At 55.2% G+C, this 19,700-nt stretch carries 22 protein-coding genes; 10 read left to right on the plus strand and 12 right to left on the minus strand.

All coding sequences use genetic code 11. The features are described from left to right. Window positions 1–34: 34 nt before the first annotated feature. Both AC0R79_RS18530 and AC0R79_RS18535 read left to right on the plus strand, forming a co-directional pair. Window positions 35–421: a DUF2946 domain-containing protein gene (locus AC0R79_RS18530; RefSeq protein WP_085602912.1), complete on the plus strand. Its 387-nt coding sequence runs from the start codon at window positions 35–37 to the stop codon at window positions 419–421. Window positions 422–514: 93 nt separating this feature from the next. Then, complete coding sequence (locus AC0R79_RS18535) at window positions 515–2,647, plus strand: TonB-dependent receptor (RefSeq protein WP_474731134.1); 2,133 nt, start codon at window positions 515–517, stop codon at window positions 2,645–2,647. Between the two features lie 37 nt (window positions 2,648–2,684). Here the strand turns inward: AC0R79_RS18535 and AC0R79_RS18540 are convergent, their stop codons facing one another. The 3 genes from AC0R79_RS18540 to AC0R79_RS18550 form a co-directional block, all read right to left on the minus strand. After that, window positions 2,685–3,698 (minus strand): ABC transporter substrate-binding protein, encoded by a 1,014-nt coding sequence (locus tag AC0R79_RS18540; RefSeq protein ID WP_115078290.1) that lies wholly within the window; start codon window positions 3,696–3,698, stop codon window positions 2,685–2,687. A gap of 128 nt (window positions 3,699–3,826) precedes the next feature. Continuing rightward, window positions 3,827–4,024 (minus strand): hypothetical protein, encoded by a 198-nt coding sequence (locus tag AC0R79_RS18545; protein ID WP_474731138.1) that lies wholly within the window; start codon window positions 4,022–4,024, stop codon window positions 3,827–3,829. Beyond that, complete coding sequence (locus AC0R79_RS18550; RefSeq protein ID WP_007950541.1) at window positions 4,021–4,491, minus strand: hypothetical protein; 471 nt, start codon at window positions 4,489–4,491, stop codon at window positions 4,021–4,023. The genes AC0R79_RS18545 and AC0R79_RS18550 overlap by 4 nt, the downstream gene beginning before the upstream one ends. A gap of 408 nt (window positions 4,492–4,899) precedes the next feature. Between AC0R79_RS18550 and AC0R79_RS18555 the strand changes: the two genes are divergently transcribed. Beyond that, window positions 4,900–5,163 (plus strand): hypothetical protein, encoded by a 264-nt coding sequence (locus AC0R79_RS18555; protein WP_375747353.1) that lies wholly within the window; start codon window positions 4,900–4,902, stop codon window positions 5,161–5,163. A gap of 39 nt (window positions 5,164–5,202) precedes the next feature. After that, window positions 5,203–5,439 (plus strand): DUF2789 family protein, encoded by a 237-nt coding sequence (locus tag AC0R79_RS18560; RefSeq protein ID WP_007950543.1) that lies wholly within the window; start codon window positions 5,203–5,205, stop codon window positions 5,437–5,439. A 6-nt stretch (window positions 5,440–5,445) separates the two neighbouring features. Here the strand turns inward: AC0R79_RS18560 and AC0R79_RS18565 are convergent, their stop codons facing one another. From AC0R79_RS18565 to AC0R79_RS18575, 3 genes are all read right to left on the minus strand, one after another. Next, window positions 5,446–5,649: a hypothetical protein gene (locus AC0R79_RS18565; protein WP_273897471.1), complete on the minus strand. Its 204-nt coding sequence runs from the start codon at window positions 5,647–5,649 to the stop codon at window positions 5,446–5,448. Window positions 5,650–5,762: 113 nt separating this feature from the next. Beyond that, entirely contained in the window at window positions 5,763–7,367 is a 1,605-nt protein-coding gene (locus AC0R79_RS18570; RefSeq protein ID WP_474731142.1) for a methyl-accepting chemotaxis protein, read from the minus strand. Window positions 7,368–7,595: 228 nt separating this feature from the next. Further along, complete coding sequence (locus AC0R79_RS18575) at window positions 7,596–8,000, minus strand: TraR/DksA family transcriptional regulator (protein ID WP_039767046.1); 405 nt, start codon at window positions 7,998–8,000, stop codon at window positions 7,596–7,598. 409 nt (window positions 8,001–8,409) lie between these two features. On the opposite strand from AC0R79_RS18575, the gene AC0R79_RS18580 reads away from it, so the two are divergent. From AC0R79_RS18580 to AC0R79_RS18595, 4 genes are all read left to right on the plus strand, one after another. Continuing rightward, a complete protein-coding gene (locus tag AC0R79_RS18580) occupies window positions 8,410–9,015 on the plus strand; it encodes a glutathione S-transferase (protein ID WP_474731146.1) in 606 nt (201 codons plus the stop codon). A gap of 2 nt (window positions 9,016–9,017) precedes the next feature. Beyond that, window positions 9,018–10,124 carry a DNA alkylation repair protein gene (locus tag AC0R79_RS18585; protein ID WP_474731149.1) on the plus strand — a complete coding sequence of 369 codons (1,107 nt, stop codon included), beginning with the start codon at window positions 9,018–9,020 and terminating at the stop codon, window positions 10,122–10,124. Window positions 10,125–10,238: 114 nt separating this feature from the next. Then, window positions 10,239–11,738, plus strand: coding sequence for an SIR2 family protein (locus AC0R79_RS18590; RefSeq protein WP_474731154.1), 1,500 nt, complete (start codon window positions 10,239–10,241; stop codon window positions 11,736–11,738). A gap of 61 nt (window positions 11,739–11,799) precedes the next feature. Further along, window positions 11,800–13,182 (plus strand): KAP family P-loop NTPase fold protein, encoded by a 1,383-nt coding sequence (locus AC0R79_RS18595; RefSeq protein ID WP_474731157.1) that lies wholly within the window; start codon window positions 11,800–11,802, stop codon window positions 13,180–13,182. A gap of 59 nt (window positions 13,183–13,241) precedes the next feature. Here the strand turns inward: AC0R79_RS18595 and AC0R79_RS18600 are convergent, their stop codons facing one another. The 3 genes from AC0R79_RS18600 to AC0R79_RS18610 are packed head-to-tail and all read right to left on the minus strand — an operon-like array spanning window position 13,242 to window position 16,154. Continuing rightward, window positions 13,242–13,946: a DUF2931 family protein gene (locus tag AC0R79_RS18600; protein ID WP_474731159.1), complete on the minus strand. Its 705-nt coding sequence runs from the start codon at window positions 13,944–13,946 to the stop codon at window positions 13,242–13,244. Window positions 13,947–13,956: 10 nt separating this feature from the next. Beyond that, window positions 13,957–14,613, minus strand: a complete 657-nt coding sequence (locus AC0R79_RS18605; protein ID WP_474731161.1) for a DUF2931 family protein — start codon at window positions 14,611–14,613, stop codon at window positions 13,957–13,959. Continuing rightward, window positions 14,613–16,154 (minus strand): DUF2235 domain-containing protein, encoded by a 1,542-nt coding sequence (locus tag AC0R79_RS18610; RefSeq protein ID WP_474731164.1) that lies wholly within the window; start codon window positions 16,152–16,154, stop codon window positions 14,613–14,615. The genes AC0R79_RS18605 and AC0R79_RS18610 overlap by 1 nt, the downstream gene beginning before the upstream one ends. A 172-nt stretch (window positions 16,155–16,326) precedes the next feature. Between AC0R79_RS18610 and AC0R79_RS18615 the strand changes: the two genes are divergently transcribed. Further along, window positions 16,327–16,683, plus strand: a complete 357-nt coding sequence (locus AC0R79_RS18615) for a hypothetical protein (protein ID WP_474731167.1) — start codon at window positions 16,327–16,329, stop codon at window positions 16,681–16,683. 67 nt (window positions 16,684–16,750) lie between these two features. Here the strand turns inward: AC0R79_RS18615 and AC0R79_RS18620 are convergent, their stop codons facing one another. The 3 genes from AC0R79_RS18620 to AC0R79_RS18630 form a co-directional block, all read right to left on the minus strand. Further along, on the minus strand, window positions 16,751–17,080 hold the full coding sequence (locus tag AC0R79_RS18620; RefSeq protein ID WP_474731170.1) for an antibiotic biosynthesis monooxygenase family protein: 330 nt from the start codon (window positions 17,078–17,080) through the stop codon (window positions 16,751–16,753). After that, window positions 17,077–18,072, minus strand: coding sequence for a zinc-dependent alcohol dehydrogenase family protein (locus tag AC0R79_RS18625; protein ID WP_474731172.1), 996 nt, complete (start codon window positions 18,070–18,072; stop codon window positions 17,077–17,079). Before AC0R79_RS18625 ends, AC0R79_RS18620 begins: the two co-directional genes overlap by 4 nt. Before the next feature lie 63 nt (window positions 18,073–18,135). Then, window positions 18,136–18,438, minus strand: coding sequence for an ArsR/SmtB family transcription factor (locus AC0R79_RS18630; RefSeq protein ID WP_007950555.1), 303 nt, complete (start codon window positions 18,436–18,438; stop codon window positions 18,136–18,138). A 273-nt stretch (window positions 18,439–18,711) separates the two neighbouring features. Between AC0R79_RS18630 and AC0R79_RS18635 the strand changes: the two genes are divergently transcribed. Next, complete coding sequence (locus tag AC0R79_RS18635) at window positions 18,712–19,680, plus strand: LysR family transcriptional regulator (RefSeq protein ID WP_474731175.1); 969 nt, start codon at window positions 18,712–18,714, stop codon at window positions 19,678–19,680. Window positions 19,681–19,700: the final 20 nt, after the last annotated feature.

Below are 19,700 nucleotides of genomic sequence, written 5' to 3' on the forward strand. Positions count from 1 at the left end.
ACGACCGGTCGGCGGTGCGGTAAAGTGCCGCCCCATGAAATTCACCCGTACCGATCGCTCACTGCTGGCCTGGATGCTCTATTGCTGCGTCCTGTTCAACGTATTCGCCTGCAGCATCGGTCACGGACAAATGGTCGGCATGCAGCTCAACGGTATCGGCGGCCAGTTCTGCGCCGTCGACCCGAGCACCCAGGCGCCGCTCGCCTCGAATCCCGCCGAAGAAAAACTGCCGACCCTGGCCAAGGCCTTCGGATGCCCGCTGTGCTCCACCGGCGGCATGGGCCCGGCGTTCAACTCCAGCCTGACCCTGGCGATCCTGCCGGAACAACACAGCCCGCCGCTGCCGGTCATCGTCAGCGCCGACCTCCCTGCCCGCTTCATCTGGCCTTCGGCCAATCCTCGCGCCCCGCCGCTCGCCTGAGTGCCCTTGCCTTTTTGATTTGTCAGCCCACTGCGCCAACGCGCGGCGTTCGCCTGTGCGCTGACTCCTAGACAAGTATTCAGGATTCAATCGATGAAACAACTTACCTTGCTGGCGAGCCTGTGTGGCTGCCTGTCCGTCAACGTCTGGGCGCAATCCACCGTGGACCTGGCGCCGATCACCATTGACGGCGAATCCGGCGTCGAACCGGGCCTGAGCCTCGACCAGTCCAGCGGCATGGCCTCGCGCCTTGGTCTCAGCGTGCGCGACACCCCGGCCTCGGTGGCGATTGCCAACCGCAACGACATCGAACGTCACGGCTCGCAAAACTTCCAGGACGCTGCCAACACCTTGCCGGGTGTGAACGCCAGTGCACCGCCGGGCTTTGGCGGGTTCGTCTCCTATCGCGGTTTCACCAGCAGCCAGATCACCCAGATGTTCAACGGGGTCAACGTTTCCGGCGGACTGGCACGGCCCGTGGACTCGTGGATTTATGACCGGGTGGAACTGGTCGGCGGCCCCTCGTCGCTGATCAACGGCGCCGGCTCGGTCGGTGGCTCGCTGAACTACGTGACCAAACTGGCCACCCGCGACGAGCAGGCCATCGAAGGCCGAGTCAGTTATGGCACCTACGACACCACCGAAACCGCATTCGGCCTCAACCACGCGCTGACCGACCCGGGCGCCGACGTGCAGCATTACGCGCGCCTCGACGTCAGCCACAACACCAGCAACGGCTACATCGACCGCCAGGAGCGCGACGCCTGGAGCGTGGCGTTCTCGCTGCTCAGCGACCTGACGCCGAACCTGTCGCACACCCTGGCCCTGGAATATCAGGACGAACACGAGGACAGCCCGTACTGGGGCACGCCGGTGCTCAACCCCAAGGCCGGCGAGTTGAAGATCGACAAGCACAACCGCTTCAACAACTACAACGTCGAGGACGGCCGCTACGAGCAGCGGACGATCTGGGTGCGCTCGATCATCGACTACCGGATCAACGACAGCACCACCCTGCGCAACACCCTCTATCACCTCGACAGCCAGCGCGATTACCGCAACCTGGAAACCTATCAATACAACGCCGACAACAGCGCCGTGGACCGCTCCACTGCGTATCAGGTGCGGCACCAGGGCGAGCAGAACGGCAACCAGTTCGAGCTGCGCCACGACAACACCCTGTTTGGCCTCGACACCACCTGGTCCGGCGGTTTCGAGTACAAGGTCAACCAGACCACCAACTCGCCGCTGAATGTCAAAGGCGCCAGCACGGTGAACCCGAACAACTACCGACCGGGGCATTTCTATGACATCCCCGGAACGATGCCGGGTTTTGTCAGCGACAAGACCAACGAAGTCACCACCAAAGCGCTGTTTGCCGAAAATCGCCTGGCACTGACCGACAAGCTCTCGCTGCTCACCGGTCTGCGCTACGACGACATCGATCTCGACGTGACCAACCATCGCACGGTGACCGCGAGTAATCCGCGTCATCTCAAGCGCAGCTGGGAGCCGGTTACCGGACGCGTGGGTATGACGTATCAGTTCATTCCGTCAGCCAATGTGTACGTGCAATACAGCACCGCCGCCGAGCAGCCCAATGGCACCCAGGACTTCGATGTCTCGACCGGCAAGCAATGGGAAATCGGCAGCAAGTTCGACTACCTGAACGGGCGCGGCTCGGCGACAGTCGCGGCTTACACCATTGAGCGCAAGGACTTCGCGGTGACGGACCCACTGGACCCGACCAGCAGCATTCCGGTCGGCCAGCAGACTTCGAAGGGCATCGAGATTGCCAGCTCGTTGCGGATCACCGACAAGTTGTTGGCAGAAGGCAACTTCGCCTGGGTCGATGCGCAATACGATGAGTTCAACGAGAAGAACGCTGCCGGCGTAGTGGTTTCCCGCAAGGGCAATACACCGACCAACGTGCCGGACCGGGTCGGCAATCTGTGGCTGACCTACGATTTCTCGCCGCAATGGCAAGGCGGGGTCGATGCGCGATACGTGGCGTCGGTGTTCGCCGACACGGCCAACACCATGACCGTGCCGTCTTACACACTATTTGGCAGCTTTCTCAGCTACAAGGTGGATTCGCACACCACCGTGACCGGGCGGGTGCGCAACCTGACGAATGAGGTGTACGCCGAGTTCGCCCATGTGTCGCCGGCGTATTACCTCGGCACACCGCGCACCTTGGAGCTGGCTGTGCAAACCCGCTTCTGATTCAACTCGGCGAGGGCCTGACGCCCTCGCCACACCGCTACAAACCTGCCTGGACCTTCTGCGCCACGTCCTTCGGCAACCAAGCCTGCCACACATCCGGATGCGCCTTCATGAACGCCACCGCTGCGTCACGAGGCGCCGTGTGTTTCTCGCTCATCTCGGCCAGCGCCTTGTTCAGGTCATCAATCGGAAAATCGACCTTGCTGAAGAACTCGGCAATCTGCGGATACTGCTTCTGGAACGGTGTGGACACCCCGATCGACAGCTTCGAGGCCAGTGAACGGGTCGGTTTCGGATTGGGATTATCGGCGTCGGTCAGGGTTTTCCAGGCCTCGGCATCGAACGGCGGTTCTTCCAGTTGAACCAGTTTGAACTTGCCGAGCAAAGGCGTCGGTGACCAGTAATAGAACAGCACCGGTTTACCCCGACGGATCGATGAACTGATTTCGGCATCGAGTGCCGCACCGGAGCCGCTGCGGAAATTGACGAAATCATCCTGCAAACCGTAAGCCGTGAGCTTCTGCTTGTTCACCACCTCCGACGTCCAGCCGATCGGACTGTTGAGGAACCGGCCCTTGCTCGGGGTTTCCGGATCCTTGAACACGTCCTTGTACTTCTTCAGATCGCTGACGCTGCGCAGGTCTGGCGCCAGTGGCTTGATGCCCTTTGCCGGGTCGCCCTTGATCACGTATTCCGGCACCCACCAGCCTTCGGTGGCGCCTTTGACCGTGTCGCCCAGGCTGGCGACCTTGCCTTCGGCCTCGGCCTTGACCCACACCGGACTGCGTCCGGCCCATTCTTCGCCGATGACCTGAATGTCGTTGTTGGCCAGTGCGGTCTCAAGAGTGATGGTGGTGCCCGGCAAGGTGTCGGTCGGCAGGCCGTAGCCCTTCTCGACGATGATGCGCAGGACATCGGTGATCAGGCTGCCGCTTTCCCAGTTCAGGTCGGCAAAGTGGATCGGCGCCTGTGCCGCGCTCACCGCAGGCACCGCCGTCATCAAGCCGAAGGTGGTCAGGCCAGCGGCCAGCAATCGTCGAAATCCGTTCATGCTTTTGCACCTCGTGCTGTTCACAGCAATAGCAGGATGGCCTGACAGAAGACCGCAAGCCTCTGAATACTCAGTCAACTGACTGTAGACGAGGTTCCTGCTTTTTCAGGGGCATGACACGGACAAGGCTACTTTTCAGAAGTTTCCTGCAGGCTCTTCAGCTCGCGTCTGACCATGCTGGCGTATTCCGCAGGCTGCAAGGCATAGATCTGCGAGGCGACCCAACCCAGCCAGGCGCCCTGCAATTCAGCCTTTGCCGTGAACAATCGACGTGCTTCTTCGCGGGCGCTGTCGAGGTTCTGCAAATGGAAATCGGCGCGGCTCACTCGCTGGCCTTGAACGTCACCAGTTCGCCCTTGCGCCACTTGGCGGCTTTGGCGGTGACGGCTTTCAGGGTCTTGGTCAGGCCTTCCTGCAGTTGTTCATTGGCGGCGAACACGGTGACCGCGCTGTGGCCTTCCTTGAACACGATGGCATGGCCGTCGGCGGTGGTGACAAAGGCGTAGTCGCCCAGACCGTAGACCGTCATTTTGATTTCGCGAAAGCGGATGTCCATCTTGCCGCCTTCACGGCTCGGCAGCACCGACGCGCTGAAATGATCGCCGACCTTGAGCTTGAGGCCAGGTTTGTCATCGACCACCAATGCGCTTTCGGTGTCGATCTCGGCAACGTAAATGCCTTCGGCGTTCTGCTCGGTGATGTAAACAAAACGCGACTGAAACTGCTTGACCAGCTTTGCCCGCAAATCACCCAGCACGAACAAAGCATGCATATCGAGGTTACTGACTGCCAAAGAAACATCCCCACACTTGAAAAGAGTGCCGTACGCGAAAAGCGCGCACGGCAGAAAAAGTCGGCCAGGCCGAAGGTGTTGCGCGATGACTCGAATATACGCCTGAGCGAGCGAAGTGCTCATTCAACGCGAGTTGCACAAGACTACTGGAATGCCACTCGCGAAACCTGCAAAGACGTTCTCCAAATGTTGAAGGAAAACGCGTCACGGCCGGCCAGAGAAAACTGACTACGAACTTTAGGGAAAAAACTCACCAAGAAAATCACTTTTCCGACATATCGCACGCAAAAAATTGCTTTAGATAGCGCCATGCCGTCAACAGGTGTTGGCGATTCTAGAGCAGCGATGCTGTTCGCGACTACCCGCAACACCCTGTAAATGCGGGTCAATCCATGAAAAGGACTTCATATGTGCACTATGACGCATTTTGCCGTGACTCACGAACCTGCCTTTGTCCTGAACACTCCAGGCTTTGAGACTGTTCCTACAACCGAGTCTTGCGGTCAGGCACCGTTGTTTCAGGTGATCCCGGCGGGCAACGGCTTTTTCCATATCAGGGAAAAGTCGACTGGGCTTGTCAGAGGTTTCCGCGAGAATCACAACGCCGCTTGCGCCCTCGCCCGTTCACTGGAATCCCGGATCGAACTCCTGGCCAGCGAGCACCTCAGATAAAGAGAGTGACCGACCCCGCCATCCTTCAAGGAGTACACCATGGAACTGCCTGCCTACAACCTGACAACCCTGTTCGATCAATTAGGGCTGCCTTCGGAGGAAACGGCGATCGACGACTTCATCGAAGCCCATCCGCTGGAAGCCGGTACCAAACTGATCGACGCCGAATTCTGGAGCCCGCAGCAGGCGCAATTGCTCAAGGAATGGCTGCGTGCTGATGGTGAAGAAGCGGTGATGGTCGATGAACTGAACGTGCGCCTGCACCGGGGCAAATGATTTCAATCAGTGCAGGCTGTCTCCGGCCCTGGCGCTCAATTGCGCGAGCCACGCCGCCCTGCACTCCTCGGCTTCGTCGCGACTGGCAAAAGCGGTGCCGCGCTGCTCGCCATTGAGCAGCACCACCCAGCAGACACTTTGCCCCATCGCGCGCAAACCGGCGGGTACGCCGCTGCCGATCATCACCGCGACATCGACTCTGCATTGCATGCTGACCTCCCAACTTCATTAGCAACCTAACTATGTAGGCATGTTAATGATCTGGATCAGGATGAAACAGCTGCGCGGCTGTACAGCTTAATTGCAGTTCCGGCAACAATGCCTCAGCGCGGATTCTCCGGTTTGTAGCCCAGACGCAACCCGCCCCAGTGGCGGCCCTTGACCATGATCGGCACCGACAGGTCGTGCATCAGCTCGCCGGTATCGCGGGTGTAAGTCTGCAACAGCACCGGTTGCTGATGGCTGCCGCAGCGGATGCCGGTGCGGTCGGCGAACTTGCGCTTGGTGCGATTGTTGACGGTGTCGACCTGTGCATTCCCGGTCAGCGGCTGGCTGAACGCCTGATTGTGGGTCGGCACGTAACCCTGCTGCGTGCAGGCGATGGCAAACACCAGACCTTCGTGGCGCGGCAACAATGGTTCCTGAATGGCCGGCAGCACCTGATCGGTGTAGCGATCGAAACGGGTCTGGAACTTCGCGGGTTGTGTACCGGGAATCGGCTGATACTGGCGGTCGAACAGGTCTTCAAGACTGATGCGCCCTTGTTCGACATCGGCCTCGAATCGCGCGGCAATCTGACTGGCCCCTTCGCGGGCGAGATCATAGATGCGCTGGTGATAGTCATCCAGACCGACTTCAGCCAGACGTTCGCTGATGGTTTCTGCCTGCCCTTCCATCTGCACGGCCGCCTCGGCCAGGCGCCGGGTCTGTTGGTCGCTGATCGCCAGATCGCTGCGCATCTGCTCGATGGCGGTGAACAGGCTGTCGAGCTGTTCACGATTGGTTTCTGCGCCTCGAGCGATTTCGCCGACCTGGGTTTCCACCCCGGCCGCCAGTCGCGCGATGTTTTCCAGGTGCTGACCGGTGTGTTCGACCTGCTCGACGCCCGTGTGCAAATCGTCGGAGAGCTGGCGAATCTGCTCCACCACCTGCGCCGTGCGTTGCTGGATGTCGGCGACCATCTCGCCCACTTCGCCGGTGGCTGTCGCGGTTCGGGCAGCCAGACCGCGCACTTCATCCGCCACCACCGCAAAACCGCGACCGTGCTCACCGGCCCGGGCCGCTTCGATGGCGGCGTTCAATGCCAGGAGGTTGGTCTGGCTGGCGATGGACTGGATCACCAGTGTCACGCGCTGGATGTCATCACTGCGCTGGCTCAAGGCTTCGATCAGTTCGCGGCTGGCATTGGCGCGCTGGCTGAGCTGATGCATGCGCGAGATCGAATCCACCAGCTCGGTGCGCCCCGCCGCGCTGCTGTGATGGGCTTCGCTGGCAGCGCCCAATGCCTCGCGGCTGAGCTGCGAAGTGGCCTGCTCAGTGGCGATCATGACTTCAGCGTTGTTGACGATCTGCGCGGCGGCATCGAGTTGTGATTGCAGCTTGCCGGCCAGCTCCTTGACGGAAAATGCCACGCCGGCGGCTGACAGCGCGTTATGGCTGGTGGTGTAGGAAAGATCGCGAGTCAGCTCGGACATCGCGCTGCTGCTGTCGACAGGTTGCGCATCGGGGACCGCCCGGGAACGCAGGCGCGGCAGCCAGACGATCAGCACCGCCAGCGGCATGCCGACGTACAAGGGCCATTCGCCCAGGCTCATCCCGGCCAGCAACAGCATCAGGGCGATGCTTTGCAGGGTCGGCGTCAGCCAGCGATTCTTCGGCAAAACAACTGGTGCAGGCAGAGCCGCAACCAGAGATCCATCTCTCGTCATTTCGTTACCCCACGCTTGTTCTCATTGTTGTGACTGCATTAAACGCCACTACAACGCCATTATCCATGGTCCGTTAGTCGTGGGTCTGTGGCAGGTCAATGGAATGGCGGGGAGACTTTCCGGCAGACGAAAAAAAGCAAAGATCGCAGCCTTTTGCAGTTCCCGGGGGAGCTGCAAAAGGCTGCGATCTTTTCGCGACGACCCGCATTGAAGGGGTCGCCTCAGGAATCAGGCCTGACGCTGGTGCTTGTCGATCTGCTCGTGACGCTCTTGAGCTTCGATGCAGTACTTGGTGGTCGGGCTGATCAGCAGGCGTTTCAGGCCGATCGGCTCGCCGCTGTCGTCGCACCAGCCAAAGCTGTCTTCCTTGATACGCTCAAGGGCCTGCTCGAGTTGCGGCAGCATGCGCTGGTCGCGATCGATCGCGTTTACCAGCCAGGTGCGCTCTTCTTCCACCGATGCGGCGTCCGCCGGGTCAGCCGGGGTGTCCAGGCTTTCGATGGCAATACGGTTCTGCTCAATGCGCTCATGGGTTTCGACTTTCATGTTCTGCAACAGCTCTTGAAAGAAAGCGTGTTGCTCGGCATTCATGTAGTCATCTGCCGGCATGGCCAGCAACTTGTCCTTTGTCATTGATATCTCTATAAAAAACGTGCATTAAGGCGAATTAGGGAGCGTTCCGGCGAACCGCCTGCGGTCATCGGAAAGGCATCGTTTATTGCAAACGCCACCCGGCACTCAATTTACGAAGGGGCGGCAGTCTAAGGCCCGTTTGAGGCCTCAGCAACTGTAAATACCGGGAATTTGTCCGACAAGGCCCGGAAACTGCTCTGACACAGGCTTCACAGCGCTCATCGGAGTGCGTTTATAGCAAGAAATTCAGTCGAGCGGCTGTATATAGAAGACAAACGTCGGACGAGCGGCGCTTTGTCGCAATTCGTTACGGTCGTTGACGGCGACAGCAGCCCTTTCCAAAGACTGACAAATCCCCCCAACCTCGGCTACGTTATGCCCTCCCCGGTTCGACTTGAAGGAACGCGTCATGAAACTGATCGGCATGCTGGACTCCCCTTACGTGCGCCGCGTGGCGATCTCCGCCAAGTGCCTGGGGATCGAACTGGAACACGACCCGGTGTCGGTGTTCCGTCACTTCGAGCGCTTCCAGCAGATCAACCCGGTGGTCAAGGCTCCGACCCTGGTGCTCGATGACGGCGAAGTGCTGATCGACTCGACCCTGATCCTCGACTACCTCGAAGCCCTGTCGGGCAAAACCCTGCTGCCCGCCGACCTGCCGCAACGGGTCAGAGCCCTGCGCCTGATCGGCCTCGGCCTCGCCGCCTGCGAAAAAGCCGTGCAGCTCTACTACGAACGCAACCTGCGCCCGGCCGACATTCAATACCAACCGTGGGTCGAACGCGTCGAAGGTCAACTCGCCGCCGCCTTCACTGCCCTCGAACACGAACTCGAAAAACACCCGCTGCCCACCGACGGCCCTCTCCAGCAGGACGGCATCACCCTCGCCGTCGCCTGGAGCTTCACCGGCCTCGTCGTCCCTGACCAGATCGACGCGGATCGCTTCCCGCGCATCGCCCAATACACCGCGTACGCCGAAAGCACCCAGGCGTTCATCAGCACCCCGATGACCTGACCATGAGCACCACCGAAACCGCCGCCCCGGCCCTCAAAGAATTCTTCAACGCCGAACGCCTGCAACACATCGCTACAGAAATGAGCGCCGTGTACCCGGCGTTCAAGGCCAAGGCGTTTCTCAAGCACGCCAACCACGGCCTCGCCGACCTCTCCGTCATGCAACGCATGGCCCGCGTCAGCGAAAGCCTGCACCACGTGCTACCGCTGGATTACGAAGATTCCCTCGCCGTACTACGCGAACTTGCCCCGCGACTGAACAGCGGCTTCGTCAGCATGTGCCTGCCGCACTACGTCGCGAGCTACGGCGCGCACGCGTTCGACACCTCCATGGAGGCCCTGAAGTACTTCACCACCTTCGGCTCCTCCGAATTTGCCATCCGCCACTTCCTGCGCAGCGACCTGGAACGCTCGCTGGAACTGATGCACGACTGGACCCGAGACGAAAACCACCACGTCCGAAGACTCGCCAGCGAAGGCAGCCGCCCTCGCCTGCCGTGGTCATTTCGGCTGGAACCGGTGCAGGCTGATCCGCTGTTGGCTGCCGGGATTCTCGACCGGCTTAAGGCGGATGAAAGTTTGTACGTGCGCAAGTCCGTGGCGAATCATTTGAATGACGTGACGAAAGAGCATCCGGAATGGGTGCTGGATACGGTTGAGGGGTGGTCCCTTGAGAACAGGCACACGGCTTGGATTGCCAGACATGCATTGCGGAGTTTGATCAAACAGGGCGATTCGCGGGCGCTCACTGTTATTGGTGCGGGGGCAAAGGCTGAGGTTGAGTTGCTGGATGTGAAGGTGGAACCGGCGGTTGTTCGGCTTGGAGAGACGATCACTTTGTCGTTTACCGTTCGATCGTTGGTGCCAGTTGAACAGCGGTTGGTGATTGATTATGCGATTGACTATGTGAAGGCGAATGGCGGGACATCGGCCAAGGTTTTCAAGTTGAAGACGCTGGAGTTGGCAGGGTTTTGGAGTGAGGTTGTGGTGCGGCGGCAGGTGATTAAGGATTTCACTACGAGGAAGCATTATGCGGGGGTGCATGTGGTGCATGTGATGGTTAATGGGGAGCGGTTGGCTAGAACGGACGTCACCCTCTTAACTGTTTAGGCACATGACTGTTAGGTATGCTCCGCTCAGCACTAGACAGAGATCAAAACCTTCATTTCCAATCCAGAGACAATAAACCAGATTATCCGAGAATAATTGGAAGGCACTCAACAAATGAATATTGAAGAGTTTATAGGGAAATATCGAAATCACCCGATTTTGTTTGTCGGGACTGGAATGAGCCTAAGATACCTCAACAAATCCTACACTTGGGACGGCCTGCTTAAAAAAATATCATACGACCTGAAAGGTAATGATGAGTACTACTTTGACATAAAAGCTGCGTCAGAAGTGGATGGAGACTTCAAATATGACAGAATTGCAAGCACCCTTGAGAGGGAGTTTAATACCGAAGTAGCTTCAAACAGAAGCGGCCCTTTGGGCTTTGTAAATGATATCTTCTATCAAAACATGCAAAATAACATAAGCATAAGTCGACTGAAGATTTACATATCTCAATTACTCAGTGACACCACCATAAGAGAAGGTTTCACCGAAGAACTATCCGCACTTAAACGAGCAAGCAAAAACATAGGATCAATAATCACCACAAACTATGACAGCTTCCTCGAAACCTTCTTTGAGTTCTCACCACTAATTGGCAATGACATACTACTCAGCAACCCATATGGATCCGTATATAAAATTCACGGCTGCGTTGACCACCCTACAAAAATAATAATCAGCGAGGATGACTATAAATCATTTTTTGCAAGATACGAACTGATCAGGGCTCAACTACTTTCACTTTTCATCCACAACCCTATTATATTTATAGGCTACAGCGTTAGCGATGAAAATATAAAAGCCTTATTGAGAACTATCTTTACCTACGTAAAACCCAACTCCGATCATGCAAAAAAAATTCGAGAGAACTTCCTACTCATTGAGTTTGAAAGAGACTCTACCTCAACTGAAATTTCAGAGCATGATATTGACCTAGAAGGATTCTCATCCACCATAAGAATCAATAAGATAAAAACAGATAATTTTGGCGCAATCTACGAAGCAATCTCTAAGCTTACATTACCAATCACCGCGATGGATGTTAGAAAGGTTCAGAATATCGTCAAAGAAATTTATGCAGGTGGAGAGATAAAAGTTACAATCACTGAAGATCTGGACTCACTTAAGAACAGTGACAAAATCCTGGCAATCGGATCATCAAAAACCATTCAGTATCAATACTTCACCATTTCAGAAATAATCACAAATTACTTCAAAATCATGGAAGAGTCGAACGATCAGATACTGGAACTTATCAACAAACAAAAAATCCAATCCAGTCAATTTTTTCCTATATTCGGATTTTCTAAAGTCTGCACCACCCTCAAAGACGAAGCTCGCCTAAAACAACAACAAAGGGACAAAATCAAAAGCATTGTAGACGGCATCAAGGATCGTTTAAAAACAGACCACAAAAAAATCTTGGACATCCTTGAAGATGACAGCATTGCCAGCAGTAACAAAATCAACTCTATAATATGGTCAGCGTTCAACAAAAAAATTTCAATCGACGATCTTGAGATATATACAAAAAACTTCCAAGACAGGAGCACCACTGAATTTAAGAGAGTTCTCTGCGTATATGACCTACTCAAACATGAAGCATGAATCTACACTACGCAAAAAAATAACCCACCACCTACAACCATTTAAATAGTAACGGAAAATCATGACAAACTTAGCTTGGAGCGACGACCTATTAGATCGTAAAAGACGCGCGGAATTTCTTTCAAATTTCTTGGACCAAGACATTTGTCGCGTACTCAACATAGACTCCCCATGGGGCGCAGGAAAAACGTATTTTTTAAAAAACTGGAGATTCCAGCTTTTGCAAGAAGACCTGCGACCAGTAGTCTACTTTAACGCATGGGAAAACGATTTTTTAGATGACCCTTTATTATCACTCGTATCGGTAATCCGCGACCAGCTTTCTGAACATAGAGGAACGCAATCACTAGTTGAAGAGAAAGTCAAAGAGTTTACTAAAAAAGCTGGCGAGCTAGCCGTGGCTATCGCACCGTCAATGCTGAAAGCAGCGGCCAAAAAATATCTTGGGGATGATTTTCTAGACATTCTAGATGGAGAAGCGACAGCTGAATCAGCGGAGAAATTTGTTGAACAAATATTAGGAAAAAACCAGGAAGCTTTAAACGCCGTCAGCCAATTTCAAGACTCCCTCACGGAGTTATTCAAGGTCGTTAGTAGCAACAACCAAGAGAAGCCTGTTTATATCTTTATCGACGAGTTAGATCGTTGCCGCCCAACTTACGCCATTGAACTCCTTGAGCGAGTCAAACATTTTTTTGAAATTGAAGGCTGTCGCTTTGTTATTGCGACTGACACGGAGCAACTTGCACATTCAATTTGCGCAGTGTATGGCTCAGGATTCGCATCAAAACGCTACCTTAAAAGATTTTTCGATTCGACCTTCAAGCTTGACAACGCACAACTAGACAATTGGATAATCTCCCATATAAAGCAAGATATTTGCCCGCCATTCACACATTATAAAATTTTCGACACTTATCATAGCCCGTCTCCATTCGGCCTAAACGAAGAGGTTGAGCCAAGCTCCACGTCAATATTTAGCGACACGCTAAACCCACACCAAATTGTATTTAAAAGTCTTTCGTTGTCTTTCAACTGCCAAATACGAGATCTGGAAGCAATAACAAAAAGAATCCATACATTCAATTCGTATTTTTCCGAAGATAAATGGGATTTTTTCTTCTGTACATATTTGGTATTCTTGGTCAACTCGGACATCGTTTTTAATAATCCATGCGAGCTATACTATAGCGATAGTGAATTCTGGAAAGAAATAAAATCAAAATACCCAGCAAACCAGACCCTGTACACTGGACTTGCGAACATATCAATCCACGACTTGGCACATATTTTTTTCAAAGCACTATCCTTAGACAAAAGAAAACTAATGGATATGACCAACGGAAAGGGAATAAGCTCTCCAATTGCACTTTCCGTAATGCAAAACCGAGCTGCATATATTCGGTATGCCGAGATTGCTAGACTTTCCGCTCAATTGACCTGAGTTTCATCTGAGAGCTGATCAAAAAAAGTCCCGACAACACATGAAAAAATGGGAAGGATTTACCCCTTAGAAGTCCGCCCTATTTTTTCCTCCTCGTTCCTCCAAAACAACCAACTGCCATATGGAATGCCGAACTTCTCAATATAGCGTTTGGATTTCTCACTAACCGGGTAAGCGTAACGCCCCTGTTTTTTGCCTTGGCTTGGACCCAGCGGTTCAATCTCAGCTCGCGTCCTAGCCATTTTGACCGGGTGATGACAAGAATCTCTAACCCACACTTGCACAACTCCGCCCGGCGCCAACCCTAAATAAACCGAAGAAATATAAGTGGCCGTTTCCTCCGGTCTTTTCGCGCATCGCTGGTTGACCGATGTCAGCATTAGTTGCCTGGCTTCTTCCGGTATATCCACCCAAGCACGATAGGTCTGAGGCTCCACAATAGATTGCCAACGAACAAAGATTCGCTTGGGAAGATCGGCGCCTACTACTGCTTTTGCAGAGCCGCCTACGCCATGCCAACCTCGGGCTGACTCTGTGCCATCCTCTGGTTGCCCGCCCGAGGCGGATCCCCCGCCGGTTCGTAGGAACGTTCTTCCTTTGATGTCTTCCACAACGGTGTCTTCAACCCAGACCTTCATGTAGCGAGGTTCGGTAAAGCCGAGCTCCCACCATTCGGACCTGGGATCATTTTCGCCTGACAACGGATCAGTCAAATGACACCCAGCAATCAACAGCAGGCATAGCAAACTTATGACTTGCCTCATTTGCTGACAGCTACCAACTGCCGTACGGAATGCCAAACTTCTCAATGTAGCGTTGCGACTTCTCACTGACCGGATAGGCGTAACGTCCTTGGTTCTTACCCTGACTAGGCCCTAACGGCTCAATCTCTGCTTGCGCCCGAGCGACCTTGATCGCCTTATGACACGAGTCTTTAACCCAAGCCTGCACCACCCCGCCGGGCGCCAGCCCCAAGTAAACCGACGCCATAAACCGCGCCTCTCGTTCAGGTGTTTGCGGGCAACGTTTGCTGGTGGATTCCACCATCAATTGTCTGGCGTGTTCTGGAATATCCACCCAGGCTTGCCAGGTTTTCTTTTCAACGATTGACTGCCATCGAACATATATCCGCACGGGAAGATCGGCACCCACCACTCGTTTTCCGCTGCCGTCCACGATGGACCAGCCGCGAGCCGACTCGGTGCCGTCCTCAGGCTCGCCACCGGCTGCAGAGCCGCCATTGGCCTTGAAGTAGACCTTGCCGGTAATGTCCTGCACAGAACTGTCCTCCACCCAAACCTGCATGTAATCAGGTTCGATGAATGCCAATTCCCACCATTCGGATTTGGGGTCGTTTTTGCCTGATAGCGGGTCAGCAGACTGGCACCCAGCCATGAACAACGAGCAAAACAGAGTGACGAGCAATTTCATTACCAGAGTGTCCAGTCAGGTACGTGAGGATGTTGTACGCGAATCGAGTCTGCGGTAGGAGCATTGATATAGACCGCTCTCATTCCACTGCCGTCTCTGCGTCCAAGGGGATGGTTCCAGTTTGCGGACGTGTGAATGTACTTCAGTTTCAACAGCTTTTCTTCTTGCGGAGTAACGCTGTAGTCACCCGCCAAGAACCGATCACACAATGCTTGAAGCTCTGAAGGAACAGCCAATTCCGGTGTATCCGGAATGTCTTTAAAGCGAACGCCCTTCTCTTTCGCCAACTGGTGCATCAAGCGCAGGTACACCCGGGAAAGCATGCCACTCACCGGTCGTTTTAGTTGGACTGCGGCGTACACCCGTTTTAAGCGCGGACTGAGCCGATCTTGTAAGGCATTAGGCAAGGGCAACGCAGCTGGCGTGACAATCTCCAGCATTTCCGCAGGCCAACCTTTGGCAAGCAACTGATCCTTCACTATCTCTGCATCACGATAAATCGAGGTTGTCACAACATCAGTATTCTGCGACACGTCCAAGCTTTGCATTGGACTGACGAGTACATTCTCTTGTGCTTCTTCGAGGTAACCACCCCCAAGGTCGGAATGAACTCCCGGTAAAACGATTTCCAAATGATCGGGCTTGACGCGACTCAAAGCGAAATTCGCCCGGCATTCATCACGCGCAGTCAGCTGGACAACATCTGTGAAATAGCGACGATCCAGGTACAACCTGATACCAGTGGCAACAGGGCTTTTGATATTGCCCAGATTTGACCATCCGGCAATCGAGGGTACGGTGTCGAACAGACCAATGAAGCCCATGTTGATGCTGCTTTTGTATTGATCATTGAAAGTAGAACTGAATCCTCTCGCATTACTGCGCATCACATCCCCAAGAGGGCCCTGCTTTCCGCGTGCAATTTCATTGGCAAAATGCCGAGCGGCAGCAGCTCCACGACTGAAACCGAACGTATCGAATGTCAGAGAAGTAATTTCGCTCTCAGGATGGCTAGCCAGTACCCCTTCAATACGCAGTTTGATCTCTGAAAACGAAAGCTGAACACGACCTGCAACCCCCGTCTCACCTCGACCAGTGCCGGCCCCAAGCGTACTGTCCTCCATGCCTGAGCGGGTACCGATCCCCTCGACATACACCATGCGAAAGGCTTGCTTCTGCGCCCCCTCTCCTTCGGCTTTCTGAGGTGCGTAGTACAAGTCACTCAGTTTCTGCACATTGCTGGTGTCATTACCGTAGCTGCTGTCCGGATCTTTCATGAACGGCTTGCAACTGGCATCAATATCTTGAGCAGCAATGGGATGATGGGCACCGCAAAGTAACCCTGCAGCCGCGTTATTGACATTATTCCCCGTACCATCGAAGAACACTCCGATCCGCAGGGCAATGCCGATTTTTTCACGAGCCGATGCAGGTTCCTTCCCGTGTTTCTCATACTCAGCCCAACGCTGGGCATGAATATCGACGGGGTCGGTTCCTTTGTTGCGATAGTTTTTAGGCGGGTTGGGAATGTAGCCAGTCAATCCTTGATTCCTTCTTCTGATCCTTGAAGAACGGGCCGAAGGGTGACAGCGGAAATCGGGGGGCGCAAGGCGTGGCCGCGTGCCAGCACCTGGCGCTCTTTCTCCCTGCCTGCATTGGTGGCGCCGAGCCACGAATGATAAGGTTCAGCCTCAAAATCAGGGATGACACCTCGTGCACAAACAATGTCTGGCAACAGCAGTAACCTTCGCCATCAGTTTTTCCGCTCTTGCCTCTCCTGTGCCGCAGGAAGAGCTCGAAGAGTGCCAACGAATAGAAAACTCGGCCAAACAGGTCATGAAAACCAGGCAGCAAGGCGCGCCCATGGCTTCGGTGTTGGAACTGGCCGAAGCGGCAGGTAAGCAGAACGAGTATGTGGGTGAGGTGTTCAAGTCGTTGATTCGCGAGGCGTACGAGATTCCTCAATACTCAAGCGAGAGCTTGCAGCAGAAAGCGATCAGCGATTTCCATTCCAATTTCTACAAGGCTTGCATCGTGACGGCGGAAAAGAGAGCAAACGCCAACGGCTGAGCTCAACGAAAAAAAAGGGGCAGATTCAGGTAATGAATCTGCCCCTTTTTTCTGAAGGACTCCTGATTCAGTTTCCGGGCCAAAGCGCCCCATCATCTCCACCCGCAGTAAAAGCCGCCCCTTCAATGTGATACACCTGCGGTTCCTCCGAAAAATACCCCTCCAATTCAAGCATAAAGATCCTGTGGTCTTCGCCCGCCTCAAACTCCGTATGAGCCCCAAGCGATTCCCACCGCACGATCAAATTGAACCGCTCCGGCGTTTCAATCCCCTGCGCTAGCATGTGCCCGCCGTACCCATTCGCACGGCGGAGCAAAGGCGCAACCTCGGCAAATGCACCTCTGAACTCATCAATGCGTTCTGCGTGAACAGGCAACAAAGCGATCTCATAAATCATGACGCATCCCCCACAGAACCCGCCCGAAGCGACGGCTCGATCGCAATCGCAATCTTCCCTTGAAGACCGTTATTGGGACTTTCCAGCCGAGCATGGGCCAGCGGAATCTCCGCAAGCGAATACACCGCACCAACATGTGGCCGCAGTTGACCGCGCTCCACCAACGCACTCAACTCATCGAGCTTGCCGCGGTTCTGGCGGGTGAAAACGAAGTGATAGCTCGCGTTCTTGCCCCACGCCTGAACGAGGTTTTGTGGTTTGGCGATGTCGACGATCGAGACCACGCGGCCAAGTTGTGCGAGGGCGTCGGGGCTGCGCGCGAGGGTGTCGCCGCCGATTGTGTCGAACACCACGTCCACTCCGAGGCCATTGGTTTCTCGCAGGATGGCGTCGACGTAGTCGTCCTTTTCGTAGTCGATGATCACATCGGCGCCCATGCGGCGGACGAACTCGGCGTTTGCTTCGCGTGCGGTGGTGAACACTTTGGCGCCCATCGCCTTGGCGAGCTGGATGGCGACATGTCCGACACCTCCCGCGCCGCCGTGGATCAGAATGCTCTCGCCGACTCTGAGCGCTGCCCGCACGATCAGGGCTTCCCATGCCGTCCCGCCGACCAGGCTCAGGCTGGCGGCTTCTAGATGGCTCAGCGAGGAAGGCTTTTTGCCGATGATGCTGGCGGACGCCACGTGGTACTCGGCATAGCTGCCGGGGCCGTCGAAGATTTGCGGCGTGTACCAGACTTCGTCTCCGGGGGCGAAAGCCGTCACACCCGGGCCGACCGCTTCGACTACGCCGGAGACGTCATGTCCGGTGATGGCCGGCAGTGGCACCAGGTCGGAATAGTCGCCGCGTCGGACTTGATAATCCAATGGATTGATCGAGGTGGCGTGTACCCGGACCAGCACTTGTCCCGCTTCCGGCACGGGCTTGGGTACGTCGCAGAGTGTGAACGATTCAGGGTTGCCAAATGATTCAAGCAGCATCGCTTTCATGGTGAATCCTCGTATCGATAATAAGGGATATCGAGATATCTCGATATCATGCGGTAAATTTTTTTACAGCTCTTTCCCTATGACCTCAGCCAAAGCGCTGATGTTGGCTTCATTGCGCTTGTAGTAGGTCCACTGACCGATGCGCCTGACTTCAACCAGGCCCACGCGCTGCAGCGTTGCAAGATAACCGGACACCGTTGATTGCGAGAGTCCGATGCCCTCTTGAATACTGCTCACACACACGCCCACCGTGTGAACATCGCCCTCGTCCTGCGGGGGGAAGTTCTTTACGGGGTCCTTCAAGCCTTTCAGGATTTCAAGCCGTACCGGGTTTGAGAGTGCTTTGAATACTTCGATCAGGTCCATGCCGCGAGAATATCGAGATTATTCGATATGTCAATACGCTGTTTGACCAACGGAAAACAGAACGGTCTGCCGACACCCACGGCATCGGCAGACCGGATTTCACCGCGAAAAACCTCAGTACGGATTACACCGCTGCGCCACCGTCGTCGCCTGATCCACATACGGCCGCTGAGTCAGCGGAATAATAGCTTTCAACCAATTGCCAGAACAATGTGGCTGCTTCACCTAACCGCTTCTCGTATCATCAGCGCCTTCGCATCTGGAACGAACTGTGTGAAATCGCCAACCGATAAAGCTCTGGCTTCCCCTGACAGGACGAAATGGGACGCAGGCGAGGCTGCCAGTCAGCTCTCGTGGGACGACTTGCGCATCATCAAGACGCTCAGTGATTGCGGCAATCGTTCGGCGACGGCCAAAAAGCTTGGCATCAATGTATCCACCGTTTCGCGCCGGATTACTCAAGTTGAGCGCACGCTCGGCGTCGCGTTGTTCGATCACCGCAAATCAGGGTATCTGCTCACCGCCGAGGGTGCTGAATTGCGAGCGCTCGCCGAGCGTGTGGAGCTGGATATCGTCAGTGTCACGCGGCGTGTTTCACGTTCAGGACAGGGTCCCCTCGGAAAACTTCGAATTACCACCAGCGACTCGCTGCTGCTGTACTTCTTCACCCCCATCATCGCGGACTTCAAGGCTCTGAATGAGGGAATCACCATCGAGGTGCTGGTGGGCAATGAAACCCTCAGCCTCGCCCGGGATGAATCGGACATCGCCATTCGGGCGACGAGAAAACCCGCGGAAAGCCTGGTGGGCCGCAAACTGGCAAACATTGCCTGGGCACCTTACTGCTCTGCCAGGCAGATGACTGACTCGCCCCTTTTCGAAGAGGGCAAGGCATGGGTCTCCTACTCCGCAGCGCTCTGCGGTTTGAGGGCGACCCGTTATGTCGAAAGCAGAGTCGCTGCGGAGCGCATAGCGTACCGCACCGATTCCGTTGCAGCGGCAAGCGTAGCCATCGCGGCGGGCCTGGGATTTGGATTCCTTCCCTGCATGTTGGGCGACATCACCCCAGGGTTGGTACGCGCCGGGCCGGTGGTGCCGGAGCTTCAGGATGAGTTATGGCTGCTGACTCACCAGGACATTCGAAAATCGTGGCGAGTCAAGGCATTCATGACCTTCTGCGCGGCTGCCGTGACCAGTCAGAAGCCCTTGGTCGAAGGGCAGTCGATACTCCCGGTCACCTAGATCGAAACCGGGAGTGCAGC

Source organism: Pseudomonas sp. HD57-3, from assembly GCF_056113135.1.